Below are 25813 nucleotides of genomic sequence, written 5' to 3'. Positions count from 1 at the left end.
CAACCAACAATTAGCACTCATTTATGGGTAGAAAGTTGAGGGGGGAGTTTGAATGAACATAGAACAAACAAAGGACTATGAGTTAATCGCCAAATTAAATAAACCTGTTCATGATTTGCATTGTTCTCTATACCCGAAGTATTTTAGGGAGTACAACTTCGAAGATGTGAAAGATTTGTTTAAGCAGCTAATGAAAAATAGAGATTTTATTTTTCTTCTCGTAAAAGAGGACAAAGAAGCTTTAGGGTATGCCTGGATCGAAAGGAGGCACTATCCTGAAAATGTTTTTAACAAAGAATATATGTCTATTTATGTGCATCAAATTAGTATTGTTCAATCGGAAAGAAATAAAGGGTATGGAACATTTTTAATGGAAGAAATTTACCGTTTTGCCACTACACAGGCCATTGACCTCGTCGAACTAGATTACTGGGTTGATAATAAAATCGCCAAAGAATTTTATAAAAAGCAAAACTTTGTCAAGTATCGTGAGTTCGTCTATAAACAATTACCTCCCCCTTCTGATTTGTAATCAAGCGTTTAGAAATGTACTTTCAACTGTGAGAAGATAAGGGGAAAAATGTCGAAAGGAATGATTAGATGGCGATTCCGATTTTTGTTTCTATCCTTTACTTCATTGGTGAAATATAGTAAGATTAAATTGTGAAATACTTCACAAATAATAGAAAAAGGGGATAAATCCAAATGAGTAAACTGGCGGGGAAAATAGCGATTATTACTGGTGGGGCTCGTGGGATGGGGGCTTCTCATGTACGTAGGTTTGTAAAAGAAGGAGCAAAAGTTGTTTTTACTGATATTCTAGTAGAAGAGGGAGAGGCATTAGCGAAAGAATTAGGGGAAAAAGCCAAATTTATTAGGCAGGATGTTACGAAAGCAAAAGATTGGGATCAAGTTGTAGCTGAAACGGAAAAGGCATTCGGTCCGGTAAATATTCTAGTGAATAATGCCGGTATTGCTTTTCATAAAATGATTGAACAGATGACAGAAGAGGAATACAGAAAAGTGATTGACATTAACCAAGTATCTGTATTTCTAGGAATGAAAGCAGTGCTTCCATCTATGCGTAAAACAGAAAATGGTTCAATTGTAAATATCTCCTCTATCAATGGTTTGAAAGGATCGGTTGCTGCGGTTGCGTATAGTGCATCGAAGTTTGCGGTTAGAGGAATGAATAAAGCAGCGGCTTTAGAGTTTGCGCCATACGGCATCCGTGTCAACTCTGTTCACCCGGGAGCCATTGAAACACCGATGATCGTCCAAGAGGACAATAAGGAAATGGTCGAAGAATTCGCCAAATCCATCCCCATGAAACGGATTGCCAAACCTGAAGAAGTAACGAATATGGTTTTATTCTTGGCTTCCGATGACTCTAGTTATTGTACAGGATCAGAATTCGTTGTGGATGGTGGATCAACAACATTATAATAAATATTGAGGCCAGTCCCACCCGCTGCGTTAATGTTTTAGTGTAGAGGGGGGAATGGCCTATTATGTGTTTACATTTCATTTTCGTTTGGAACTTTTCTCAACTAATGTACGCGTTGGTGAAACAAGGCCTAAAACCCAGAACCAGAAAGTTATGTTATTTAACAATCATCGAAAAATCTCTTCCAAATCAACCTGAAACCCTTTTAATACTGTGGATTTTATAATCCCTTTATCTTTCAAAATATCTACCTGCTGATACACTTGTTCATCTGTTAAAGCATATATTTGAATCGCATTTAGCATTGGATTGACTACCCAGTACTCTTTCACACCGTATTTCATATAGGCTTCCATTTTTGTTATAAGATCATGACTTTGGTTGGATGGACTAAGAATTTCAACTATCATTTCCGGCACCCCAACATACTTGTTTTCTTCCAGTCCTTTATCACCACAAATAACCGATAAATCTGGAATGAATATTTTCGAATCATCGAGGTCATCTCTATATAGATGAATATCATAAGGAGCACTAAACACTTGGCATTTTCCGCCGTCAAGAAAGTTAAACAATTTTGCCTGCAGCCTACCAGAAACCTGTTGATGTCGTGTCGAGGGGGATGGTGACATAAAAACAATCCCATCGGCATACTCTAACAAATGATTTGTCTCTTCGCGCATTTTATAAAAGGTTTCAAGACTTACTCTTTTTTCTTCGGGAAGACTCATCGGTAAATCTCCTCCATTTAGATACTTATTATTATATTATACCACAGGGGTGAAGCCTTCTTTGCTTCGATATATCATCTTAACTGTAAATTTGTAATCCTGTTTGAGTACAAAATCTTATTTTAAGAAGTAAGGTTTTCCTCCTTTTACACGAAACATGAACGTTTCCCGTCATCTTGTTCTATTGTCCCACTGAGTGAATTTTTGGCTTATCCAAACAAAAAATCAATAACTTTATAAACTCTTTATAATTGTCTTTTATACTCTCCGTATGGAGGGATGATATTGAAAACGAATGTTTTAGAATGCAAGGATGTTTCGAAGAGAATCAGAGGAAGGTATTTGGTGAAAGATGTTTCTTTTCAGGTTGAGAGAGGAGCGATTTGTGGTTTGCTTGGTCCGAATGGAGCGGGGAAGACGACGCTTATTCGGATGCTGACGGGATTGATTCGGCCAACCGAAGGCGATTTATGGATTCAACAACAGAGTGTTGTGAAAAATCGGGAGCAGGCATTGAAGAATGTTGGAGCGATTGTCGAGTCACCGATTTTCTTTTCGTATATGACAGGTCGTGACAATTTAAAAAATTTGGCAAGGTTACATGGACTGTCCAAACGTGAGATTCATGAAAAGGTACTTGAGGTATTAGCGATTGTCGGACTTGAGGGGCGCGCTGACGAGAAGGTTCGCACCTATTCTTTAGGAATGAAGCAACGACTCGGCATTGCGCAATCGCTACTTGGCGATCCGGAGTTACTTATTTTAGATGAACCGGCCAATGGGCTTGATCCGATGGGAATGCGGGAATTACGAGAATTGATCCTGACCTTGAAAGATCAATACGGTAAGACGATCCTGATCTCTAGTCATCTTCTCGATGAAATTCAAAAAATGTGTGATCAAATCGTCATCATTCGTGAGGGGCAAATGGTGTGGCAAGGGGAATTGGATCATGAACAAGATTTAGAAACGTTTTTCATGGAGCGTATGTCCCAATGAAAACTTTAGTTAAGGTTGAATGGCAAAGATTGTGGAAACGAAAAGTACCGTGGCTGTTATTGGCAATAATCCCTGTCATCGTCTATGTTTCAGCTGTCTTTTGTCAAAAACAAAATCAAGCATTCACACCAGATGTACCTCAATACACAGTGGCGGGGAATTTTCCTGTGCTTGGCCTTTCGGAAATGTTAATGACTGCTTTTAATCTTGTGGCGATGATCATTGCAGTGATGACGGTTACGGAAGAATATCGCTCTGGATCGTTAAGAATGGTGCTCATCCGTACCAAGTCTTTTCAACAACTTATGTTAGCGAAATTTTTTGTGTTGGTAGGTTTCTTGTTTCTCTATTTACTGATTTATTTTCTTGTTTGCTATGGGATCGGGTTTTGGATGTTTTCCACTCCAGATACTTATCCACAATTTTACCATCAGGATCCGGTCACATTACTGGAAGGACTCCTATACAATATACAGTTTTATGGCTTGGCTTTTCTGACATTGATCGCCATTAGTAGTGTGATCTTTTTCGTTTCAGTTATTTCTCATACGATGACAACCGCGCTTGGGATTAGTATGGGATATTTGTTGGTTAGTTTTGCTTATCCCAATGTAATCCAATTATTCCAACCTTTAGTAGGCAATGAAATGACTTTTAAAATATTTTTCACATCGATTCCAATGATTCAATGGGAAGGGATCACAATGGTGCTTGCAGAGACACCACGTTTCTCAGGTTGGATGATGCTTGTTCTGATCAGTTATTTCGTTTTGTTTCAGATTTTGCTTCTGTTGGTGACGAGAAAAAAGGATATTTTTATATAAAGGGTGGTTCGATGAAAAACATCATTATAAGTGAATATGAGCGTACATTTAAGCGAAAAAAGACGATCATTGGTTTAATTATATATGCTTTTGTTTTAGCGTTGGAATGCTTTTTTTTATACGCTATGGGGGGATTAAGTTTTTATGATCCGGAACATTCTGTGCAATTAAATTCGATTAACACAGCTCCTTTTCTCTTGCGGGAATTAGGAATATTCCTTCATTTTATTCTTATACCAATGTTTGCCGTGGATAGTTTTAATGGAGAGTATTCATCGGGGGCTTTAAGGCTTGTATTGATCCGGCCGCAAAAAAGAGTTAGGATTTTGTTGGCGAAATGGATTGTGCAGGTGAGTCTCATTGTGGCGATCATGCTGGTGACTTGGCTAGTCGGCACGATGTTTGGCATCATTAGCATGCCGCATGTAGAAGAAACAAGTTTTTACCAAACCGGTTCGATGAATGCTTTTTATGGCATGCTGTACACATTGTTGTTCTATGGAGTGGCGACCTTGATTATGATCGGCGTAATGGGTTTATCCAGCTTGATTAGTATGATGATGCCAAATCCGATTTTGGCGTTTGCGGGGACGATTGCAGCCTTAATTGGAAGTCTGTATATCCATGATGTATTCGTATACTTCCTCACTTCGGATGCTATTTTCAAAATTCTTGGGGAACCGCAGGGAGAATTTTATATTAGCTTATTTCTAATCTTGGTCATAAGTTGTATGATGAATGTAAAGATATGGCAGAAGAAACAATGGATAGGATGAAAGCGAGATGACGAAGGTTTTAATTGTCGATGATGAAAAAGATATCGTTGGCTTTATGAAGGATTCTCTGACCGATCAAGGGTATGATGTCCTCACAGCTTATGATGGTGAGGAAGCCTTACAAGCTCTTGCTCAGGAACCTGATATCATTATTTTGGATGTAATGATGCCAGGAATGAATGGTTTTGAACTATGTGAACAGATTCGTCATACGATTACTTGTCCGATTATATTTTTAAGCGCGAGAGGCAGTGAGGAGGATCGAATCAATGGTTTGCTAGTAGGGGGCGATGATTATTTAGTCAAGCCATTTAGTATGAAGGAGTTACATGTTCGGATTATGGCTCATCTCCGGCAGGAACAAAGAAAAATAAGCGGACCTGTAAAATATTTACATTTTGGTCATCTTGCAATTGATTTAGAAGGATATACGGTTTTTTATCAAAATGAACCGATTGCTTTTACAACGAGGGAGTTCGAGCTGTTGACATTACTGGCCCTTCATCCCGGGCAGGTCTTCTCGCGTGAACAGATTTATGAAAAAATATGGGGCTATGATGCAGAGGGAGATTCATCCACTGTCACGGAACATATTAAGAAAATCCGGGCAAAACTGGCTAACCATAGCAAAAATGCGACTTTTATCTCGACTGTGTGGGGAGTAGGATATAAATGGGAAAAGCCGTAAAGCCCCTGCGCAGGCAGGTTATTACATCTTTTTATATAATATTAATCTTAAGTATTTTGGCAACGGTTTTAACGTGGGGGATCGTCCTTTTGATGCTGATAAAATACGCTGATAAGATAAATCCAGCTAATTATTATGAGGGGCAAATTCCAGTGATTATGGAATATGTGGAACAAGAGAAGGAGCAATTATTGCGGAAGGAAGCAAAGCAGGAATTGGAAAAGCGAGTTCCTCTTGAAGGAATGGATTATCAAGTATTAGATGTCCATGGAAATCTCGTATATGGTTCAACAACCAAGCAATATATAAAGGATGAACAGGATTTATTGCAGCGTTTGAATACAAATTTGCATGATAAGCATGATATTATTCGCTTTAATCCGCTCCGTAGTCAAAACGGTGATTTTATCGGGGCGATTGGTTTTCGCTATCAGCTAACCTTAGCATCTTCTAATCCGCAGTTAAAAGGATTCATCATGATTATCTCATTACTTTCCCTTCTTTCTCCCTTTTTTTATTTCTATCTATTTTCCGTTCTCATTGGAAAAAAGTTGAGCAAGCAAATGGAGTCACCGTTCCAATTTTTAGTGGAAGGCGCGAGAAAAATCCAACATCATGATTTGGATTTTCAATTAGTCGAGTTTAAAACGGTAAAAGAACTACAGGAATTAGTTGACGCTTTTGAAGAAATGAGGATTGCCTTGAGGGAGTCGCTATTACGACAATGGCAAATCGAAGAAGAGCGGAAGGAAATGGTGGCCGCGATTGCGCATGATCTGCGAACGCCGCTGACAATTATTCATGGTCATGCGGAAGGGTTATTAGATCAGGGGATCAATAATCAAGAAAGAACAAAACGTTATGTCAAAACCATTTTTACAAGTACGGAGCGGGCGGTGCAATTATTGGATCAGCTTCAAACGGTTTCCATTATTGAACACCCGGCATTTTCGATCGAAGTGAAGCCTGTGAATGTAACTGAATTTCTTACCGCGAAAATCAATGAATTTCAAATGCTTTGTCAAGAAAAGCACATTACTTTGACCACGTCGGTCACGATCCCAGCTCAGCAAAAGGCCGATTTGGACCCACAACGAATATCGCAAGTATTGGACAATATTATGATCAATAGTATCCGCTATTGCCCAGAAAACGGAAAAATCGAGTGGAACACCATGATTGATGAGAAAATGTTGATCATGGAAATCAAGGACAATGGCCCAGGTTTTCAAAAGCAAAACATTGAACAAGTCTTTACGAAATTTTACCGAGAAGATCAATCGAGAACTGGGACAAGCGCCCATTCTGGCTTAGGATTATACATTGCCCAAGAAATTGTGAAAAAACATCATGGCTTGATCACGGTACAAAATCGACCTGAGGGAGGGGCTGATACACGGGTCAGTATTCCGCTCATCCAAGAGGGCAGATTATGATATAGTAGAAACAATTTTAAGTTTCAAATGTACAACAAAGAAGGTGTGGTGTCCCACCCATCTTTCAAAAGGAGAAAAAATTATGGGTGGAACCATTTTTAACTGTGTGATGATTTTACTTGGAAGTACAATAGGCAGTTTATTTAAAAAAGGCATAAAGGAAAGGTATCAAGAGGTTATCATGCAAGCCATGGGACTCGCTGCTACGGCTCTAGGGATCCATGCGATCGTCAAGTATATGCCGGCAAGTGAATATCCCGTTCTTTTTATTGTCAGTCTAGCTATCGGTGGATTAGTTGGAGAGAAGTTAGAGTTGGAAGCGAAGTTTAAACGACTTGTCCAGCGATTTTCCAAGACCAATTTGGCTGAAGGACTTTCTACAGCGATTCTCTTATTTTGTATTGGCTCCTTATCTATATTAGGACCTGTAGAGGCCGCGTTACATGGCAATTATACCTATTTATTTACAAACGGAATTTTAGATGGGATTACCTCGATCGTGTTAGCGACTACTTTTGGAATCGGAATCGCTTTTGCAGCGATTGTTCTCTTTTTGTGGCAAGGATTTTTCTATCTGGGTGCTCTTTATATGGAAAGCTATTTAACAACCGCGTTATTAGCGGAAATTTCCATTATCGGCGGTGTTCTCATTTTAGCCTCTGGTTTGAGTATTCTCGGGATCAAAAAATTTAACACGATTAATTTGCTGCCTTCCTTACTCGTTCCTTTTCTCTTTTTTATCGGATTACATATTGTTTCATAGTTAAAATGACGAAAGCTATTGTACAGGATTGGAAATTGGTACGGGAGTAATGACATTTTAATATCGATAGACTGTGCAAGTCCTCCATTTGTTCAAATGGGGGACGTTTCTATTTAAACCCCTTTCATTTGTATTCGTTTCTTCCCATTTCAACCGATATTAATAGAATCTTTATAATCATTTATATTCTTTTAATACGGAATTTACGTTCAAAGTTTATGCTTAAGATGCTAGCAAATCAATAATTTCGGGAGGGGTACATGTTGAAAAAAGGCTTGTCGATGACTTTATTATCAACCATGCTGATTGGGGCGATGCTTGGGACGTCTCCTGTCTCTGCGGAAACACTGGAAAAAGACAAAGAGGTAAAAAACGTCATTTTTTTGATTGGGGATGGAATGGGCCCAGCCTATTCGACGGCTTATCGCTATTTTAAAGATGATCAAAGTACAGTAGAGATGGAGGACACAGGGTTTGATCCTTACCTCGTAGGCATGCAATCGGTCTATTCGGCGGATCCTTATTATGATGGAAAAGAAGAGGATGAAAAAGAAAATATTACGGATTCCGCGGCTTCAGCTACCTCGATGTCATCAGGAGTGAAAACCTATAACGGAGCAATTGCGGTTGACCTGGAACAAAAAGATACAAAGACCGTCCTCGAAGTGGCCAAAGCAAAGGGAAAATCAACCGGTTTAGTGGCGACCTCAGAAATCAATCACGCCACACCGGCTGCCTACGCTTCACATGAGCATTCTCGAAAAAATTATCAGGAAATTGCCGATGATTATTTTGACGACTTAGTGAATGGAGAGCATAAAGTAGATGTATTGCTGGGTGGAGGTACAGATTACTTTGAGAGAAAGGATCGTAACCTTGCCCAAGATTTCGAAAAAGCTGGCTTTCAATATGTCAAAACAACAGATGAATTATTACAGGCTAACGGTGAACAAATTTTAGGATTATTTGCACCCATTGGTCTGGAAAAAGCGATTGATCGTCCGAAAGAACAACCTTCTTTGGAGCAGATGACGACCAAAGCAATTGAAGTGTTGAGCAAAAATAAAGATGGCTTTTTCCTTATGATCGAAGGAAGTCAAATTGACTGGGCCGGACATGATAATGATATTGTAGGCGCTATGAGTGAAATGGAAGATTTTGAGAAAGCTTTTAACAAAGCCATTGAATTTGCCAAAAAGGACCAACATACTTTAGTCGTTGCAACAGCGGATCATTCTACTGGAGGCCTATCGATTGGTGCAAATGACGTGGGAAAATGGGATGCCGATGTCATTAAGGCAGCTAAACATACACCTGATTATATGACCCGTTTGATCGTGGAAAATGGGGAAGATATTCGAACGGTATTAGCTGAAAATATCGATTTTGATGTAACGGAAGAAGAAGTAAAATCTGTACAAGCAGCCAAAGACAATGCCTCGAAGGAAGATCTCTTTACTGAGGTAGATAATGCGATTGAACGCATCTTTGATGAAAGATCTGGCACAGGTTGGACAACAGGTGGTCACACAGGCGTGGATGTACCTGTCTATGCTTATGGGCCGAGCTCTGAAATGTTTGCCGGAAAAATAGACAATACCGACAATGCCAAAAACATCTTTCAAATCCTTGGCGCATCTTCTAGTGAAGGGGCAAAATTAGCGGATACCGCCACAAAGTATCCAGCTGGTATATTTGGTGGTTTTCTCGTTTTAGCAACAGGTGGATGTCTATGGTTTCGTAAAAAAACGATCCAGTAAGAGGGAGTAGTCCCTTTTATTTCAAGGTGTCACCTTGATCTGATGATGTGAAAGTGGTGGTGAAATGAAGAGAGTCGCTTTTATTCTAATTTTAATCGGGCTAGGGTTAATCGGATGGAATGGTTTTCAATTTTGGCAGCAGTCAACGACCAGCATCAAGAATCCATCCTTTGCCAAATCCATTGACAAAAACTGGGATCAAACAATCAAAAAGCCAACACTGCCTTTTACAGAAACTGAGCTAGTCAAAGCAGCTAGGGAATTAACTCCTAACTATGAGGAGGGGCAGAAAGTGGGAGAGTTTATCATCCCGAAATTAGGAACAGTGTATCCTCTATTTTGGGGTACGAGTGCCAATACTTTAAAGCAAGGGATTGGCATGTACGATACAACTTTTACAAGTGCCCCTGTTGAAAATCGCCATACTGCGATTGCAGGTCATCGGGATACGACATTTCGAAATCTTGATCAGCTTTCTGAAGGAGACCGGCTATATGTAACAATGGATCAAATCAAGTATGCTTACCAGATCAGAAAAACTTGGGTCACAGATGCTAAGGATCGTTCGGTGCTTGTAGAAAAAGAAAAGCCAACTCTTACGCTTACCACTTGCTATCCCTTTGATTATATTGGCCAAGCCCCAGACCGCTATATTGTTCAAGCGGAATTAATCGAAAAAGAAAAGATAAACAAACCTCCCTTTAAACTTTAAACTGGGAGGTTCTTTTTTAATCCCACTTACCATTCTTGTTCCCCAAAAATCTTACATTAGGAAGCTTGCTGCGTATTGAACCGTATAAAGCCAGGTCACTCGCCACTGTTAAAGCTCGGGTTCATTTACTCCCATCGACATATTGCACATAGAAGCATGTTTTCCTCTATTAGGTAAAAAAAACTAAAAGTAGAATTTATCTGGATTTGATGGAACTATTAAGACGAATTTGTCGTATAATGATTATACCAATTATTATGACCGTTTCAAGGAGGTTATCATGGGGGGCAAAAAGGTCTATATTCTATTAACAGATACAGGGACTATACTTAATAGATTAATAAAATTATATACAAAGCAGCCTTATAATCATGCATCAATAGGTTTTGATCTAAATTTATCAGAAGTTTATAGCTTTGGCAGAAAAACAGCGAGCAATCCCTTTGTGGCGGGATTTGCAAAAGAAGACGTAAAGGAGAGTTTGTTTAGGCAAGCAGATTGTGTCATATATTCACTTGTAGTCACCGAAGATCAATGGAAAAGATTGAACCATTTTATACAAGCCATTGAATCTCGGAAGGGGGATTACCGTTATAATTTGTTTGGATTATTGGGGTTTATGCTTCGTAAGCCAATCAAAAGGAGAAACGCCTTCTTCTGTTCCCAGTTTGTCGCATATGTTCTTAAGGAGTGTAACATCCTTGAGTTTGACAGGTCTATATCACTAATCGCACCGAATGACTTTCAGGAAATACCGACACTCGAACTAGTGTATCAAGGAAAACTAGGGGATTATTCTACTAGGTTCATGAATGAAAGTTTGGTTGAATCTGTTCCGTTTATATCGATTGAAATGTAACGAGGAAGTCTTATGGAACGGACCACGAATGAAAAAACCTCCTTTTCACTCCATTATTCTATTAACAGTAGCCCAAAAATAAGCAAGAAACGAGATTTAAAAAGGGATATTAAAAGAACGGACTCTGATCGAAATGGATCAAGAGTCCGTTCTTCATTATCCTTCTTTTTGTGGTTCCAATGATGTTTCTTCTGGTTTTGCACGATATACGACTAATGCCAAAATAACGGCTACGATCGACATGGCAAACGCGATGAAATAGACAAGCTCTACCCCAGTCACCATCGCCTGTTTGATCGTTGCAGGATCTTTGGGATTTTGTGCATTTTGCAAAAAGTGAAGTTGTTTCGCATTCATAATGCTAATAAAAACCGAAACACCAATGGCGCCACCAACAGGTTGTAGGGTGGACATGACAGCTGTTCCATGTGGATATAGCCGTTTGGGTAGCTGATTCAGTCCATTTGTCTCTGCTGGCATCATGATGGCAGAAACGGATAACATCAGCAAAATATAGCCAAGAATGACGACCCACAAAGGGGTGTCAGTCGACAATCGGCTCATCATAAACATCGTCCCACTTAGGACAACCGTAGCCGGAATCATCAACAGCCGGGGACCAAATTTATCAAAAAGAGCGCCCATAAACGGAGACATCACTCCATTTAAAATACTTCCAGGTAATAGAATCAAACCGGCTGTGGCGGCTGTTAAAGCTAAGGGACCTTGCATATAGATCGGCAAAATAATCTCAGAAGCAAACATCGACATGATAATGATTAAGAACATGACAACGGCATGGGTATACATAGGATATTTAAAAACTCGTAAATCCATAACAGGTTCTTCTAATTTTAATTGTCGCCATGAAAAAAGAATGATGCCGACGATTCCCACGATAATGCAGGTATAGACAATAGGAGTGAAAAATCCTGCTTCACTTTCTCCTGCTGCACTGAAACCATAAATAATCGCCCCAAAGCCAATCGTTGAAAAAATAATGGAGGGGAAATCTATTTTAGGTTTGGTTACCTCTGAGACATTGATCAAGAATTTATAAGCAAAGGCAATCGAAAAAAGCGCAAATGGCAGAACCGTGATAAATAAGTAACGCCAGCCTAAGTATTCAACAATTACGCCTGATAAAGTTGGCCCAATTGCAGGTGCAAACATCATCACAAGACCGATCAGACCCATGATTTTTCCGCGCTTATGTGGTGGGTAGATCAATAAAAACACATTAAAAATAATTGGCATTAATAAGCCTGTTCCAACGGCTTGTGTTAATCGTCCGACTAATAAAATCGAGAAGTTTGGAGCGATGGCACTGATTGCTGTCCCAATCGTGAAAACGATCATAGTACCTAGAAACAATTGCCTTGTTGTAAACCATTGTAACAATAAAGCAGAGACAGGGATAACAACCCCCATCACTAGCATGAACCCTGTTGCCATCCACTGAACGGTTGGTAATGTGATCCCAAATTCCTTCATCAACGTCGTCAGCGCAATATTTAATAATGTTTCATTCAAAATTGCAAAAAACGCACCAATGATTAAGGAAAGCATGATAGGCAATGTTTTCACACTGGGATCATCGGCTAGGAATTCATACTTTTTTGATTGATTATTTTTTTCCATTAAAAAACTCCTTCAGTCGTATTTTTTAAGAACAAACGCTTGTGTTCAGAAGTAGACGGAAGGAGTGTATATGCATGAAATTTCATAATCGTTTGGCAAGAAATAAACGAAAAGTTTCCCCTTTATTCATTTTTTAGTAGACAAACTCATTCCGAATCCTCTACACAAGTAGAGTTCCTTTCTATTCAATTAGGCTAAGGAAAATCGGAATAATAAGAATGTCATTTAAGAAACCTCCGTAAAAAATAGTAGGCTAATCATAGCAGATCCCTTTAGAAATAGCAAGAATTTTTTTGCGTGAAGAAACGATCATATGTTTAAAAGGTAGGATACAGGATAAAAACACCCTGGTAGTTTTTTGAAACAAAATAGCTTATTGCTTCGTATATAAAAGATACAGAAAAGTTGTTAATAAGTTTATCCCCGATCATAATCCCAGATACTTATTGCTAAAAACCATTTCACCGACATCTATTAAATTTAATCCTCTCTCTTATACGAATCATAGGCTTAAAAATAGAACTAGGCTTAGACCTTGTATAACGAATTTCCGAATGAATCAATCTTTTAAAAAGAAGTGGGGGTAATTTTATCAATAAATTAAATGAAGAGATAGAAATATTAAGAAGAAAGATGTATAAAAAATATGAAAGTGACCCGCGTGATCCAGAGATTTTATTGATTTCTCAAACGCTGGACAAGCTTTTAAATGTATTACAATCAAGACGAAATAAGAACGATCAATCCCTCTAAATGGCCGTGATGACCAACCGATGAATCAGAAAATTTTATTTGAAAAATGAAATATTTGGTAAAATAAATCGATGATTTATAGTAGAATATTAAGAAAGGAGGTAGATTTTTTTATGAGGCGAAAGGTTTCGATTGTGTTAGTGGGGGCAAGTGGATATGGTCACATTTATTTACAGGAGCTTCTGCAAGAAGAAAATGAGCAAATGGTTTTAGCTGGAGTTGTTGATATTTCACCGGAAAGGTCGAAATACTATCAAGAATTGTTGGATAGGAAAATACCGATCTATGGGTCTTTAGAGAAGTTTTACGAAGAGAATAAAGCAGATCTGGCGATTATTTCCACACCGATTCATTTACATAAAGAACATTCTTGTTTGGCTATGAATCATGGAAGCGATGTCTTATGTGAGAAACCACTAACAACAAACCTGGAAGATATTAAAAAGATGAAGGAAACATCAGAAGCAACCGGGCGTTTTTTAGCTGTGGGGTTTAATTGGTCTTTCACGGATTCTGTCCAACAATTAAAAAAGCGGATCTTGGCAGGGGAATTTGGTCAAGCAAAAAGATTTAAAAGTCTTACATTATGGCCACGGAATCTAGATTATTATAATCGTTCCGCTTGGGCGGGAAAAAGGGCAAGCCCTAGCGGTGAGATCATTCTTGATAGTATTGCTAGTAATGCTACTGCTCATCATTTACATCATATGCTTTATTTAGCTGGAAAAGCGATTGATCAAAGTGCTTCCCTAGCTGAGTTAACGGCGGAGCTTTATAGAGCTAATGAAATTGAAACGTTCGATACATGTGCTGTAAAGATAAAAACGCAGGAAAATATCGATATATTTTATTACGCATCTCATGCAGTGGAGGAATCAAAGGGGCCACGATATGTTTTAGAATTTGAAAAGGCTACCATTCGCTTTGATCAGAATGAGGACCCAAGTGATATTGTCGTGCAATGGGATGACGGGAAAAAGGAGCGTTATCCGGATCCTTCGCACACATTAGAGAAACTAAAGGTATGTGTACAAGCGATTTTAAGGGAAGACCATGACATTTTATGTGGGATTCAGGCATCTACTCCACATGCTAAAGCGATTCAAGCGATGCATCAATCTGTTCCGGAGATTCCCGAATTTCCTCCAGCCTTAGTGCAATACAATGAAAAAGAGAAACGTGTATCAGTTGAAGGGCTAGCCGAAACTTTAATAGAGTGTTACGAAAAATGGAGCTTACCAGCTGATTTGAATGTAAAATGGAGTCAACCAGGCAAGAATGTGCAAGTAGAATAGTAGAGAAAGGCACAATACCGTTTTTTAATATAGAATTTCGCTAATGCCAGATCTAGCCCAACGCCTTGCAAACTTTCGGTGGTTCGCCGTTACGTTAAGGGTGGAGAGGGAGAAAAAGCGAAAGGGCGCATTCTATCACCGTCACGTTAATAGGGGAGAAGAAGAAAAAGCGCAGGTGCGCTTTTTCTCCTAGTTTTCTTCATAGAAGGCAGGATCTTGCCCGTTCAATCTCCCATCCGCTTGAGTTAATGTAGCGATTTGTTTCATTTCGTCTTCTTCAAGAGCAAAATCAAAAATAGAGATGTTTTCTAATTGTCTGCTTGGAGAAGCGGATTTGGGTATGGGAATCGTTCCGAGTTGATAATGCCACCGTAAAATTACCTGCGAAATCGTTTTATGATGATGATCTGCAATTTTTTGTAAGAGTGGATTGTCCATAATGTCTCTTACACGTGCCAAAGGACTCCATGATTCTGTTTGAATGCCTTCTTCTTGATGCCAAACTCTCTGTTGTTCCTGATTGAAAAATGGATGTAATTCAATTTGGTTGATAGAAGGCTTTACACCTGTTTCCTTTTTTAAACGTTCGATATGATCGGGTAAGAAATTAGAGACCCCAATTGAACGGATAAGCCCCCATTTTTGCGCGTCAATCAAGGCCTGCCACGCTTCTACGTACTGATTCTTTTGTGGATTCGGCCAGTGAATTAAGTACAAATCATAATAATCCAATTGAGCACGATATAAGGATTCTTGAATAGCTTTCACGGCAGTATCATAGGTATGATAGCGACCCGGCAGCTTGGAGGTAATACGCAAATCTTCTCTTAAAATCGAGCTACGCCGAACAGCTTCTCCCACAGTTCCTTCATTTTCATAATTGTACGCGCTATCAATCAGGCGATAGCCAATCTCGATCGCACTCTGGATCGCACGAACCCCCTCGCTACCTTTAAGGCCATATGTACCAAAACCAATAACTGGCAATGTTAGCCCATCATGAAGAGTTAACTCTGGAATAGGTTGATTCATAGTAAACACTCCTTTCAAGATATTTTAAGAGTAACATAGATTGGAATTCATTTCACAAAATCAAACTCGGAATAGATAAAGGTTCAGAGGGGGCTTACATCCCCCACTAATATCCTATTAATCTAATCCAATAAGCCTTTAATTGAACATCCTCTTTTAAATTAGTTTAAACCCACTAAATAAAATCATCAGCGCCATAATTGCTCTTAAAGGTTTTACGGGCAATTTGGACGATAAGGTGCTTCCTAGAATAACACCAGGAATCGAGCCAAATAAAAGATTGAATGTTAAAAGGTAATCGACATTTCCAATTCCGGCGTGCATGATGCCAGCTGCGGTGACTAATACGAATGCATGGGCAATATCGGTTCCGACCAATTCCGAAGTCTTTAACTTATATAAATAAAGCATCACTAAGGCGAACAATGAACCTGCCCCTATGGATGTCAATCCGACCATAAAACCTAATATGGCGCCAATGATAATGGTTAAGGTCTTTTTTTCATGTAAAGGCTTCATTTGTAGACGATTCAATTCAAATTTTCCTTTTCCGAAAGTTTTAAATAACGTCGTCAAGGCGACTAAAATTAACACATACCCTAATGCATGTTTCACCACTTCCTCTTGATTGTTAAAAAAAGAATCAAATAAGTGGAGGGTTCCTACTGCACAAATCGCACTTGGGATACTTCCGATCGCAAGGTATTTCACTAATGTAAAATTGATCGTCTTTTGTCTCCAATGCTGAAAAGAACCAAAAAGTTTAGTGATGGAATTGTATACCAAATCCGTACCTACAGCAATAGATGGACTGATCCCTAATAATACTAGAATGGGTGTTAACAATGCGGCACCCCCGACACCCGTTAATCCGACCATAAAACCAATCAAGAGCCCCATTATAATGATTCCAACACTCACTGGGCACACACTCCAAACTTGCTAAATTTTTAGGCCTGCAGGACACAGACCACAAAGGCGTGGCGGCTGTTATCGCGAATTTAGCCTTTGTTCCTAAAATTTTATGTTATGATGATTAGCCTTGTTACTTAATATAAAAAAGGGACAGACCCCTAAAAAGGTGTCTATCCCTTGAGAATTTCTTTCTTCTTCATTGTTCTTCTTCTTGATTGATATTTATTTTTTTACATCCAACATATAAGCAAGAGAAAATGTCTAGGTCAGATTTTGACTTGGCTAACCCTTTTAAATAAGGGGTGACCAGGTCTTTAAAGTCCTCTCCCACCCCTTCTTCCTCCAAAATTCCATAGACATAAAGCTTTTTTTCATCGAATAACAGCGCTACATTCCCAACTGCTTTATTTGAAGAATCCACTACGTTTAACACTTGAAATTCGGGTGTGATGGCTTCAGGCGAGAAATAAATCTCCAACTCTTTCCACTCCTTTAGGTAAACTGTAATTTATCAAATAGCGTGTCATGATCATCTGTTGGTTCTTTTTTAGGAACATGGATAAGAACAAGACAGAGTAAACTCACAAACAGAGTTAAACCGGCTGTTGTTAGGAACATTCCTGTTCGGGACCATTCCATTAAAGCGCTAAAAATAGGCGGTCCGATCGCAACACCTAGAAATCGGACAGATCCATATAAGGATGTAACAAATCCTCTCCGGGCAGAAGGGACTGAGCCTGTAATAAAACTATTGATACAGGGAAGGGCAAGTCCAGTACCAATACTGCTGACACTAAGGACCGCAAAAAAGGGTACGAGATTTCTAAAGAAAACGAGTGATGCAAAAGAAATGGTCATGAACAATAGCCCGAGAATAATCAATGTTTTCATCAGTCTCATCCTTTTTCCTATTTTACTTCCGGTGATATAAGAGGTAATCGTCATAATCAAAAGAGGAATGGCTAATATGCTTCCTTTCAGAACACCGTCAATGTCGTAATCTTTTTCAAGGATGTCTGAAATATAAAAGAGAATGCCAAATAAAGTAAATAAACAAACAGCACCTGTTAAATAAGTTGCAAATAACCAACGTCCCTCTGTTTTAAAAACGGAAACGAGCCCCTTCATGTATTGGCCGATGGGCGGAGGTTCCTGATTGGCCTTTTTTTCCTTTACAAAAAATACCGTTAACAAAATGGAAATAAGGCAAAAAATAGGAAAGGCAAAAAAAGCTGCATACCAGAAGAGAATGGCTAGAAGGGAACCGAGAATCGGGCTAATGACCTTTCCGAAACCATTTGAGGCTTCCACTAAACCTAAAACCCGGCTCTGTTCGCCCCCTTTAAACAGATCCCCTGCTAATGCCATCGCAATTGGTGCCGTCCCAGCTGCTCCAATTCCTTGTAAAACCCTTCCAGCCATAATCCAAGTATAAGCATTGGAAAACCAACCTGCTGCAACACCGGCTAAAAGTCCCCCACTCCCGTATAAAATAAGCGCAGGGATGATAATGGCTTTTCGGGAAAAACGATCTGATAAATATCCCAGAATCGGAATGGATATCGCGGCTGCAATGGAAAAGACGGAGATGACTAAACTGATCTTAAATTGGGAAACATCCAGCTCTGTTTTCATTTTCGGAAGAATCGGAATCAGCATGGAATTACCTAGAACAAGAATCAGCGGGATTGAACCGATTGCGAAGATGGTTAATCCTTTATTTTTTTGTTTTTGCAATGATCAAACACCCCTAACAATGGAATAAGGTCTTTTTATCCCGGATCAACTGACAGTAAGACCCCAATTTCAAGAATAAGTTTCCTTTATTGTTTGTAGTGAAGTTCAGTTTATACTAGGCAATTGCCTAATTTCCCGGGAAGGGTAGATTATTTACACATTCGCCTAATGTTTGAATAATCTATCCATGTACCTATCATTGGTTTAAATCTGTTCAAAGGGGCTTATGATTCGCTCGAAATAAAACGAAAAAATAGAGGAGGCGTCCCGATGAATTTTTTAACATTACCTGAAAGGACATCAGGTAGAAGAACATATGGTTTAACTTCGGTCATTGACCTGGGAACACCGATAAGAGAATTAGAAAATATTCTATCCGATTACAGCCATATCATTGATATCGCCAAATTGGGAGTTGGCTCAGCTTACGTAACACCGAACATTAAAAAAAAGATAGAAGTGTATAAGGAATATGGTGTAAAGCCATATTTAGGAGGAACTTTATTTGAAAAATGCTATTACCAAAATAAAATCCCGGAATATCGTACCTATTTACAGGACTTAGGGATTGAATGGGTGGAAGTTTCAAATGGGACCTTAGATATTCCCCTGGATGAACGTCTGACGGCTATTTCTCAACTTAAAAGGGACTTCCACGTCATTGCTGAAGTCGGTTCAAAGGATAGCGATAAGGAAATGCCGATTTCCGAATGGAAGGAAGAAATCAAGGTCCTCCTTGAAGCAGGATGTGAGTATGTCATTACAGAAGGAAGAGATTCAGGTTCCGTTGGGATCTATGAAAAAAACGGTAATATAAAATCAGATCTGGTGCATGAAGTCATGAAAGATGTGGATGAACAGAAAATCATTTTTGAAGCACCTACTCCCAAACAGCAAATGTACTTTATTAAAGAAATGGGCCCGAACGTTAATTTAGGAAATGTCAAGCTAAACGATGTATTAGTTTTAGAAGCACAGCGCTGCGGTCTTAGAAGCGAAACGTTTTATTTAGGAGAACGCGAATGCAGGCTACTTTTATAAGACATTTGCCAACGGAATGGAATAAAAAAACATGGCTGCAAGGCAGAAGAGATATCGGCATCCCCCCAATAACAGAACATCTTCAACAGAAAATCGCCCATAGCAGGCGGTATCTGAAAGAACTTTTCCCATTTGATACCGTGTTAGCCAGTACATTAACAAGAAGCCAGCAAACAGCACAGATATACGGTTTTAAGTGGGAAACGGAAGCATTACTAGACGAGTTAGATTTTGGGCCTTTTGAAGGGCTACCGAAGGAGAAACTTCAGGAAACATTTGGGAAACAATGGATCGATCGACCTAGAGAATTAATTTTAGGGGAAAGCATGGATCATTTTGAACAAAGAATCATTTTGTTTTTAGAAAAATATAAAGAGTTCAACAATATTTTAGTCTTTGGCCATGGCGCTTGGATTCGCGCAGCAATATCCTATTGCAAGTTTGGGGATATCAATCAAATGAATAAAATCATTTTTCAAAACAATGACTATATCACTTTACCGATTCAAACGGAAGAAAGATCGAAGCGGGGAGGCTGAAGCATTGACTACTATGCTAACGTATGAAAATTGGGATGAGAAGAAGATTGCTGATTTTATGGAGCAACAGCCGGATTTTTTAGATGTATTAAAATGGGCTTTTGCTGAATACGGAGATGAGATTGTTTACGCGTGTAGTTTTGGAGCGGAGGGAATCGTATTAATTGATTTAATTTATAAGGTGAACAAAAAGGCACATATTATCTTCTTGGATACCGGGCTTCATTTTTCAGAGACCTACGAATTAATTGAAAAAGTAAAAAAACGTTATCCTTCATTGAACATCAACATGATTAAACCAAAGGTATCTCTAGAAGAGCAAGCAAAATGGCAAGGGGAGGAGTTGTGGCGCCATAATCCGAATCTTTGCTGTCATATCAGAAAAGTATTACCCCTTCAGGAGGAATTAGAGAAGGCAAAAGCGTGGATATCAGGACTAAGAAGGGATCAATCTCCTCTGCGTAGCCATACCCAATTTATTAATAGAGACGAAAAATTTCATAACATAAAAATTTGCCCGCTTATTCATTGGACATGGGAGGATGTCTTAACGTATATCCATGTAAATAAATTACCCTATAATCCCTTGCATGACAAAGGCTATCCAAGTATCGGCTGTGCCCACTGCACGGTACCGGTTTCAGATACAGGCGATTCTCGTGAAGGGAGATGGGCGGGACACTCTAAAACAGAATGCGGGCTTCATCAGAATTGAGGCCAACAGGAAGTTGGTCAGAACGGCGTTGCGTCAGGACGGCGTGAATTTAGCCGTTCATCCTTCAACTTTAAGTTTGTGTCGCTAAACGGGCGCTTGCGCTTTTCTTTAAACAATTTTGCAATGATGTGGAGGAAAAAAATAGTGATGAAAAGTGTACCACATGGCGGAAAATTAGTGAATCGAATCAACCTTGCTTTATCACATGATTTATCCCTAAATGATGTTGAATTGGATGATTTAGAATTAAGCGATTTAGAATTAATAGCAAATGGGGGCTATAGTCCTCTTGAAGGTTTTATGGGAAAAGCGGATTATGACTCCGTCGTTCAAACTATGCGACTGTCATCTGGACTTCCTTGGTCAATCCCGATTACATTGCAGGTCGACGAACAGAAAGCGCTGGAGCTTAAAAGAGGTGAAACAGTCAATCTAGTTTATAATGGCACGGTCTATGGACTCATGGAAATCGAGGATATCTATTGTCCCGACAAAATGCTTGAAGCCGAATTGGTCTATCAAACAACGGACATGGCCCATCCAGGTGTCAATAAGCTATTCCAACGTCCTGAATTTTATCTAGGAGGACCGATAACTCTTATAAAAAGGCCGGAAAAAAGTAAGTTTGCGACTTTTTATTTAGAGCCGATTGAAACAAGAGCGAAATTTGAAGAATTAGGTTGGGAAACAGTGGTCGGGTTTCAAACTCGCAATCCTGTTCATCGCGCACATGAATATATTCAAAAAACAGCATTAGAAAATGTCGATGGTCTATTTTTAAATCCGCTTGTAGGCGAAACGAAAGCAGATGATGTTCCAAGCGATATCCGCATGAAAAGTTATCAAGTGTTACTGGAACATTATTATCCGAATGATCGGGTATTCTTATCCGTTTTCCCGGCAGCCATGCGTTATGCAGGCCCGAGAGAAGCTATTTTTCATGCTATTGTACGCAAAAATTTTGGCTGTACTCATTTTATCGTCGGAAGGGATCATGCTGGAGTAGGCCATTATTATGGCACATATGATGCTCAAAAAATATTCAGTTCTTTTGAAAAGGAGGAACTGGGGATTACGCCTTTATTTTTTGAACATAGCTTTTACTGCAGAAAGTGTGAAAACATGGCATCTGAAAAAACATGCCCACACGGTTTGGAAGATCGGGTTATTCTATCAGGTACAAAAGTAAGAAGGCTACTAAAAAATGGGGAACAGCCGCCAAAAGAATTCAGTCGTCCTGAAGTAGTCGCCATTTTAATCCAAGGGATGCAAGAAGTCTATACAAAAAGTTAAAGGGTGTAAGTGAATGAAAACAATCAATCACATTACGTGGCATTATCCAGCGGTTACAAAGAAACATCGTCATGCCTTAAATGGCCATAAAAGTTGTGTACTTTGGTTTACGGGATTATCAGGGTCAGGGAAATCAACTTTGGCCAATGCCGTTGACTATAAATTGTTTCAACATGGTGTCAAAAGCTATGTATTGGATGGAGATAATATACGACATGGTTTAAACCAAGATTTAGGCTTTCGGGTTGAGGATCGAAAAGAAAACATTCGTAGAATTGGGGAGGTGGCAAAACTATTTGTGGATAGCGGTCAAATGATTTCAACCGCCTTTATATCTCCCTTCCGTGAAGACCGGGAGATTGTCAGAAATATGCTTGAACCCGAAGAGTTTATTGAAATCTATTTAAAATGCCCGATCCAAATATGTGAAAGTCGTGACCCAAAAGGCTTATATAAAAAAGCAAGAAATGGGAAAATTGCTGATTTTACCGGGATCTCCTCACCGTATGAAATTCCTGTTGATCCAGAAATCACAATTGATACGGAGAAATTATCAATCGAACAATCGGTTGATAAGATCTTTTCTTACTTTAAAGAAAAAAAGATCCTGTAAGAGGGGGTTAAAAGAGAATTGGCGAAACAGTCAATTCTCTTTTATCATAGAAAAGTAAACCTTTTATAGTTGGTAAAAACAAGGAGGATGTCCTATTTTTTTCTCCAACTTGGGGTTAATAGATTGATTTTTGGAAGCCTAAATTCCTGAACAAAATCAATGATATTGGTCGAGAAAAATTGGCAAATGATCGCGTAAACGACAATTTTATAATCGATGACAAGAGAGTTGAATAAAAAAATGAAAAGGTTGATTCCCATCATGACCTTTCCAGGGCTCCAATTCTTATAGCTAGCAATCATAAGGGCGGGAATGACCATTCCACCACTTGAAGCACCAAACCGAATCAGTAATCCGACGCCAATACCAAAAAAAATACTTCCTCCCAAAAGATCCAAATATATATTTACATGGGGAATCACAACTTGAGAAGTTAGAAACGACACGGTCATAGAGGTGGTAGCAACCGAAATGATGGTTCGAAACGTCCAAGTATAGCCGAAATATTTTAAAGCAAATAATAAAAATGCGGCATTTGCAAGCCATAAGGAAAAACCTAACGAAAAATCAAACCAATGATTCATCAAAATAGCCAAACCTGCTGCCCCGCCGGATGGGATCGAATGTGGAAACAAAAATAAGGACATCGCAAACCCTTGTAAAAAAGCTCCAAAAAGTAAAACCAAATAAGTCACGAGTGTTTTCTTCATTGTTAACGAAAAGGCTCCATCAAATCAATATTCTTCATCTCCACGCCCTGTTTCCCCCTCTAAAAATGTCCTTCCCTCCTCATTCTATGAGAAATGAGAGAAAAATATAATAAGAACTTGTCTTTAAAATTTCCCCTAACCGCTGAGGAATTGCAAAAACGTAGATCCAAAAGTGGTTTGGATGTACAAAATTGCGTAGGAAGTGGCCAAACGTAGATCCAAAGTGTGTTTGGGTGTACGAAATCACGAGGAAGTGCCAAAATGTAGATCCAAGGTGAGTTTGGATGTACAAAATCACGGAGGATCTGCAAAAGCGTAGATCCAAGGAGAGTTTGGGTGTACGAAATCGCGGAGAAAGTGCAAAAACGTAGATCCAAAGTGAGTTTGGGTGTACGAAATCGCGGAGAAAGTGCAAAAACGTAGATCCAAACTGAGTTTGGATGTACGAAATCGCGGAGGATCTGCTAAAACATAGATCCAAAAGTGGTTTGGATGTACAAGATTGCGTAGGAAGTGGCAAAATGTAGATCCAAAGTGTGTTTGGATCTACGAAATCACGGAGGATCTGCCAAAATGTAGATCCAAAGTGTACTTGGATGTGCAAAGACGCATAAGATCTAAAATCCGGGCTTATTCATCATCCCTTTGATCAGAATTTACATAGTACGCGTAATTCCCGTGCCCTTTTATGGTGAAATGTTTTCCAAGAATTCTCCTTATGGTATTTCTTGACTTAATCACCCTGCACCATTCCTGTATGGTGTTAGTGGTGATCTTCCTGTCTGGAAAAAGCAGCATAAATTCTTTGATACTTCTTAATATAGCATTATCTACTTTCTCTTCCTTCCCGCACCCATTACATATAACCCGACTACCAATTAAAGAAGTTGAGAGGGAATGACAGGATGCACATACAATCCCTTTTTTCACTTGCTCATAAGAATATTCAGGTAAATGTGTGTAAGGGGATTCATCTTTATGATCAGATAATAGTTTCTGTGCAAGCCGCATGTGCTGATCATTCGTTTTGGATGGTATCCCATGAAGTTGTTTCATAAAGCGGTTGATTTGATTCGGGAGTATAATAGGTAGCTCAGGATCCGCATGGTATAAAGTGAATTCGGGATGATTAAAGAGGACGTATCCTTCTACAGGAAGGTTCACGCCGTATTTTTGAAGGAGGCGTCGAAATAAAGAGACGCAGCGGTTTAATTGAAGAACGGGATTATGAATCTCTTTTTTGGATAGCGTATACCAATTGCCTGAATTAACATAATAATCACCTTCATAATACTTGACATCCACAAGATAAATCATATTTTCAAAAATGAGAAGAGTATCAATTTGAAAGAGAGTGTTGTTACATTTGAGGAGTAAGCCGTGTAAAATGAAACAATCGTTGGTTAGATTTTCAAGAAGTTCGGAAAATTTTTGTTCACCCTGATGGCCTTTTTCGAGGTTGATATACTGTTGCCTTTCATCGTAGGGTAGTTCAAAGCGTTGGTTTAAACATCGAAGCAATTCTAATAATGGTGGCTCTTGATATGGCTTGATAACCATTTCCCACAACCTTTCTAAGAAATTATTATGAATCTCTTTTATTCTATGAAATATCCTGGGGATTTTCAAGTATTTGTATGGACGCTAAAAAGTAAGGCAATTCCTTTAAAGAAATAGAGGTCTGTCAAAATGGGATCATTTAATAAAATTGAGAAAAACAGCCACATAGTTATACCAATGAGGAATTCACTTCTGTACTATAATAATAGATGGAGGAACTTAATTGACTAATTATATTAGCAGGTTTGAGGAGATTATTGTATGAAACAACGCATTACAGTGATTACAATAGGCGTTGATGACTTGGAAAAGTCTGTGCGCTTTATCGCGATGGATTGGGATTACCGACCGAAGGAATTGTAGGTCAAGAATTTGAACATGGGGCTGTCGCCTTCTTCGATTTACAACCTTGTTTAAAGTTGGCGACGTGAAGATCTTGCATTTGAAACAAAGGTCGCTCAAACAACTAAATCCGCGACTGAATTTACGCTTGGTCATATTGTAGATTGTAAGGAAGAAGTGGATAACGTATTGGAGCAGGCAAAAAAGCTGGGGCTCATATCACCGATCCCGCTCATGATACTTTTTGGGGTGGTACTCAGGACATTTCCAAGATCCCGATGGTCATTTATAGGAAGTTGCTTGGAATCCAGCTTGGGATCCGCAGAATAACTTTTATGAGGAGCATTCCTGTAATGAAGAAATTTGAGGATTGAACAAAAAAGAGCCCTCTTGGTATAGTACAGGGTGTCATGATCATGACCCCGAAATTAAATAAATACCAAGGAGGACTCACTAATGAATTATAATCAAAATCACAAAATATCGCAAATCACACCGTCTACACGTTTGAGTCAAGTATTTGTGGGCAGAAATTTTCGCCCTTTAATTTTGTAAGCACTCTCATACTTTCAGGGTTCTCCAAAGTCGACTATTTTTCCATTTTTAAAAACCGGACAGCTCTTTTAAAGCAC

26 protein-coding genes and 1 pseudogene are annotated in these 25813 nt (G+C 39.0%); 19 read left to right on the top strand and 8 right to left on the bottom strand.

Features of this window, described 5'->3' with window-relative positions:
* Positions 1–52: 52 nt before the first annotated feature.
* Entirely contained in the window at positions 53–532 is a 480-nt protein-coding gene (locus KI363_RS13980) for a GNAT family N-acetyltransferase (RefSeq protein ID WP_158323860.1), read from the top strand.
* Positions 533–705: 173 nt separating this feature from the next.
* Entirely contained in the window at positions 706–1446 is a 741-nt protein-coding gene (locus KI363_RS13975; RefSeq protein WP_158323859.1) for an SDR family NAD(P)-dependent oxidoreductase, read from the top strand.
* A gap of 168 nt (positions 1447–1614) precedes the next feature.
* Here the strand turns inward: KI363_RS13975 and KI363_RS13970 are convergent, their stop codons facing one another.
* Positions 1615–2178 (bottom strand): Uma2 family endonuclease, encoded by a 564-nt coding sequence (locus tag KI363_RS13970; RefSeq protein ID WP_158323858.1) that lies wholly within the window; start codon positions 2176–2178, stop codon positions 1615–1617.
* Between the two features lie 285 nt (positions 2179–2463).
* Between KI363_RS13970 and KI363_RS13965 the strand changes: the two genes are divergently transcribed.
* The 9 genes from KI363_RS13965 to KI363_RS13930 all read left to right on the top strand — a co-directional run bounded on the left by KI363_RS13965 (position 2464) and on the right by KI363_RS13930 (position 10995).
* Positions 2464–3177: an ABC transporter ATP-binding protein gene (locus KI363_RS13965; RefSeq protein ID WP_158323666.1), complete on the top strand. Its 714-nt coding sequence runs from the start codon at positions 2464–2466 to the stop codon at positions 3175–3177.
* Complete coding sequence (locus KI363_RS22050; protein WP_158323667.1) at positions 3174–4001, top strand: ABC transporter permease; 828 nt, start codon at positions 3174–3176, stop codon at positions 3999–4001. Before KI363_RS13965 ends, KI363_RS22050 begins: the two co-directional genes overlap by 4 nt.
* An 11-nt stretch (positions 4002–4012) precedes the next feature.
* Positions 4013–4777: an ABC transporter permease gene (locus KI363_RS13960; protein WP_373306792.1), complete on the top strand. Its 765-nt coding sequence runs from the start codon at positions 4013–4015 to the stop codon at positions 4775–4777.
* A 7-nt stretch (positions 4778–4784) separates the two neighbouring features.
* Entirely contained in the window at positions 4785–5465 is a 681-nt protein-coding gene (locus KI363_RS13955; RefSeq protein ID WP_158323669.1) for a response regulator transcription factor, read from the top strand.
* Positions 5450–6901, top strand: coding sequence for a sensor histidine kinase (locus KI363_RS13950; RefSeq protein ID WP_158323670.1), 1452 nt, complete (start codon positions 5450–5452; stop codon positions 6899–6901). The genes KI363_RS13955 and KI363_RS13950 overlap by 16 nt, the downstream gene beginning before the upstream one ends.
* An 82-nt stretch (positions 6902–6983) precedes the next feature.
* Positions 6984–7664 (top strand): DUF554 domain-containing protein, encoded by a 681-nt coding sequence (locus KI363_RS13945; RefSeq protein ID WP_158323671.1) that lies wholly within the window; start codon positions 6984–6986, stop codon positions 7662–7664.
* A 260-nt stretch (positions 7665–7924) separates the two neighbouring features.
* Positions 7925–9424: an alkaline phosphatase gene (locus tag KI363_RS13940; RefSeq protein WP_158323672.1), complete on the top strand. Its 1500-nt coding sequence runs from the start codon at positions 7925–7927 to the stop codon at positions 9422–9424.
* 64 nt (positions 9425–9488) lie between these two features.
* Entirely contained in the window at positions 9489–10136 is a 648-nt protein-coding gene (srtD, locus tag KI363_RS13935) for a class D sortase, LPxTATN-specific (protein WP_158323673.1), read from the top strand.
* Between the two features lie 280 nt (positions 10137–10416).
* Positions 10417–10995, top strand: coding sequence for a hypothetical protein (locus KI363_RS13930; RefSeq protein ID WP_191967552.1), 579 nt, complete (start codon positions 10417–10419; stop codon positions 10993–10995).
* Between the two features lie 156 nt (positions 10996–11151).
* On the opposite strand, the gene KI363_RS13925 is transcribed toward KI363_RS13930, so the two are convergent.
* Positions 11152–12636, bottom strand: a complete 1485-nt coding sequence (locus tag KI363_RS13925; protein WP_158323674.1) for an MDR family MFS transporter — start codon at positions 12634–12636, stop codon at positions 11152–11154.
* Positions 12637–13194: 558 nt separating this feature from the next.
* On the opposite strand from KI363_RS13925, the gene KI363_RS13920 reads away from it, so the two are divergent.
* Both KI363_RS13920 and KI363_RS13915 read left to right on the top strand, forming a co-directional pair.
* Positions 13195–13389: an aspartyl-phosphate phosphatase Spo0E family protein gene (locus KI363_RS13920; RefSeq protein ID WP_306345178.1), complete on the top strand. Its 195-nt coding sequence runs from the start codon at positions 13195–13197 to the stop codon at positions 13387–13389.
* Positions 13390–13502: 113 nt separating this feature from the next.
* The gene (locus KI363_RS13915) at positions 13503–14684 is read left to right on the top strand and encodes a Gfo/Idh/MocA family protein (RefSeq protein ID WP_158323675.1); all 1182 of its coding nucleotides are present in this window, start codon (positions 13503–13505) and stop codon (positions 14682–14684) included.
* Positions 14685–14873: 189 nt separating this feature from the next.
* On the opposite strand, the gene KI363_RS13910 is transcribed toward KI363_RS13915, so the two are convergent.
* The 4 genes from KI363_RS13910 to KI363_RS13895 form a co-directional block, all read right to left on the bottom strand.
* Positions 14874–15716, bottom strand: a complete 843-nt coding sequence (locus KI363_RS13910; protein WP_158323676.1) for an aldo/keto reductase — start codon at positions 15714–15716, stop codon at positions 14874–14876.
* Between the two features lie 156 nt (positions 15717–15872).
* Positions 15873–16637, bottom strand: coding sequence for a sulfite exporter TauE/SafE family protein (locus tag KI363_RS13905; protein WP_158323677.1), 765 nt, complete (start codon positions 16635–16637; stop codon positions 15873–15875).
* A 190-nt stretch (positions 16638–16827) separates the two neighbouring features.
* Positions 16828–17109, bottom strand: coding sequence for a hypothetical protein (locus KI363_RS13900; protein ID WP_158323678.1), 282 nt, complete (start codon positions 17107–17109; stop codon positions 16828–16830).
* Positions 17110–17123: 14 nt separating this feature from the next.
* Positions 17124–18368 (bottom strand): MFS transporter, encoded by a 1245-nt coding sequence (locus KI363_RS13895; RefSeq protein WP_158323679.1) that lies wholly within the window; start codon positions 18366–18368, stop codon positions 17124–17126.
* Positions 18369–18638: 270 nt separating this feature from the next.
* On the opposite strand from KI363_RS13895, the gene KI363_RS13890 reads away from it, so the two are divergent.
* The 5 genes from KI363_RS13890 (at position 18639) to cysC (ending at position 22569) form a co-directional block, all read left to right on the top strand.
* Positions 18639–19409: a phosphosulfolactate synthase gene (locus tag KI363_RS13890; protein ID WP_158323680.1), complete on the top strand. Its 771-nt coding sequence runs from the start codon at positions 18639–18641 to the stop codon at positions 19407–19409.
* Positions 19391–19948, top strand: a complete 558-nt coding sequence (locus tag KI363_RS13885) for a histidine phosphatase family protein (RefSeq protein ID WP_212966694.1) — start codon at positions 19391–19393, stop codon at positions 19946–19948. Before KI363_RS13890 ends, KI363_RS13885 begins: the two co-directional genes overlap by 19 nt.
* A gap of 4 nt (positions 19949–19952) precedes the next feature.
* The gene (locus tag KI363_RS13880) at positions 19953–20663 is read left to right on the top strand and encodes a phosphoadenylyl-sulfate reductase (RefSeq protein WP_373306791.1); all 711 of its coding nucleotides are present in this window, start codon (positions 19953–19955) and stop codon (positions 20661–20663) included.
* A gap of 144 nt (positions 20664–20807) precedes the next feature.
* Complete coding sequence (gene sat / locus KI363_RS13875; protein WP_212966693.1) at positions 20808–21956, top strand: sulfate adenylyltransferase; 1149 nt, start codon at positions 20808–20810, stop codon at positions 21954–21956.
* Between the two features lie 13 nt (positions 21957–21969).
* The gene (gene cysC / locus KI363_RS13870) at positions 21970–22569 is read left to right on the top strand and encodes an adenylyl-sulfate kinase (protein ID WP_212966692.1); all 600 of its coding nucleotides are present in this window, start codon (positions 21970–21972) and stop codon (positions 22567–22569) included.
* 92 nt (positions 22570–22661) lie between these two features.
* Here cysC and KI363_RS13865 read toward each other — a convergent pair whose 3' ends face one another.
* Positions 22662–23279, bottom strand: coding sequence for a YitT family protein (locus tag KI363_RS13865; RefSeq protein ID WP_158323683.1), 618 nt, complete (start codon positions 23277–23279; stop codon positions 22662–22664).
* Positions 23280–23909: 630 nt separating this feature from the next.
* Positions 23910–24839 carry a nuclease-related domain-containing protein gene (locus KI363_RS13860; RefSeq protein ID WP_212966691.1) on the bottom strand — a complete coding sequence of 310 codons (930 nt, stop codon included), beginning with the start codon at positions 24837–24839 and terminating at the stop codon, positions 23910–23912.
* 261 nt (positions 24840–25100) lie between these two features.
* Between KI363_RS13860 and KI363_RS13855 the strand changes: the two are divergent.
* A pseudogene (locus tag KI363_RS13855) lies at positions 25101–25473 on the top strand (VOC family protein).
* The last annotated feature ends 340 nt before the right edge of the window (positions 25474–25813 follow it).

It is taken from the genome of Lederbergia ruris (assembly GCF_018332955.1).
Taxonomy (GTDB): Bacteria; Bacillota; Bacilli; order Bacillales; family Bacillaceae_C; genus Lederbergia; species Lederbergia ruris.
The sequence above is the reverse complement of the archived record's forward strand: the minus strand, read 5'-3'. Positions and strand labels throughout refer to the sequence as shown.

Excerpts from the sequence above, each read along its gene's own strand:
- KI363_RS13980 (WP_158323860.1), top strand. The coding sequence starts at position 53 with ATGAACATAGAACAAACAAAGGACTATGAGTTAATCGCCAAATTAAAT.
- KI363_RS13975 (WP_158323859.1), top strand. The coding sequence starts at position 706 with ATGAGTAAACTGGCGGGGAAAATAGCGATTATTACTGGTGGGGCTCGT.
- KI363_RS13970 (WP_158323858.1), bottom strand. The coding sequence starts at position 2,178 with ATGAGTCTTCCCGAAGAAAAAAGAGTAAGTCTTGAAACCTTTTATAAA.
- KI363_RS22050 (WP_158323667.1), top strand. The coding sequence starts at position 3,174 with ATGAAAACTTTAGTTAAGGTTGAATGGCAAAGATTGTGGAAACGAAAA.
- KI363_RS13960 (WP_373306792.1), top strand. The coding sequence starts at position 4,013 with ATGAAAAACATCATTATAAGTGAATATGAGCGTACATTTAAGCGAAAA.
- KI363_RS13955 (WP_158323669.1), top strand. The coding sequence starts at position 4,785 with ATGACGAAGGTTTTAATTGTCGATGATGAAAAAGATATCGTTGGCTTT.
- KI363_RS13950 (WP_158323670.1), top strand. The coding sequence starts at position 5,450 with ATGGGAAAAGCCGTAAAGCCCCTGCGCAGGCAGGTTATTACATCTTTT.
- KI363_RS13945 (WP_158323671.1), top strand. The coding sequence starts at position 6,984 with ATGGGTGGAACCATTTTTAACTGTGTGATGATTTTACTTGGAAGTACA.
- KI363_RS13940 (WP_158323672.1), top strand. The coding sequence starts at position 7,925 with ATGTTGAAAAAAGGCTTGTCGATGACTTTATTATCAACCATGCTGATT.
- srtD (WP_158323673.1), top strand. The coding sequence starts at position 9,489 with ATGAAGAGAGTCGCTTTTATTCTAATTTTAATCGGGCTAGGGTTAATC.
- KI363_RS13930 (WP_191967552.1), top strand. The coding sequence starts at position 10,417 with ATGGGGGGCAAAAAGGTCTATATTCTATTAACAGATACAGGGACTATA.
- KI363_RS13925 (WP_158323674.1), bottom strand. The coding sequence starts at position 12,636 with ATGGAAAAAAATAATCAATCAAAAAAGTATGAATTCCTAGCCGATGAT.
- KI363_RS13915 (WP_158323675.1), top strand. The coding sequence starts at position 13,503 with ATGAGGCGAAAGGTTTCGATTGTGTTAGTGGGGGCAAGTGGATATGGT.
- KI363_RS13910 (WP_158323676.1), bottom strand. The coding sequence starts at position 15,716 with ATGAATCAACCTATTCCAGAGTTAACTCTTCATGATGGGCTAACATTG.
- KI363_RS13890 (WP_158323680.1), top strand. The coding sequence starts at position 18,639 with ATGAATTTTTTAACATTACCTGAAAGGACATCAGGTAGAAGAACATAT.
- KI363_RS13885 (WP_212966694.1), top strand. The coding sequence starts at position 19,391 with ATGCAGGCTACTTTTATAAGACATTTGCCAACGGAATGGAATAAAAAA.
- cysC (WP_212966692.1), top strand. The coding sequence starts at position 21,970 with ATGAAAACAATCAATCACATTACGTGGCATTATCCAGCGGTTACAAAG.
- KI363_RS13865 (WP_158323683.1), bottom strand. The coding sequence starts at position 23,279 with ATGAAGAAAACACTCGTGACTTATTTGGTTTTACTTTTTGGAGCTTTT.
- KI363_RS13860 (WP_212966691.1), bottom strand. The coding sequence starts at position 24,839 with ATGGTTATCAAGCCATATCAAGAGCCACCATTATTAGAATTGCTTCGA.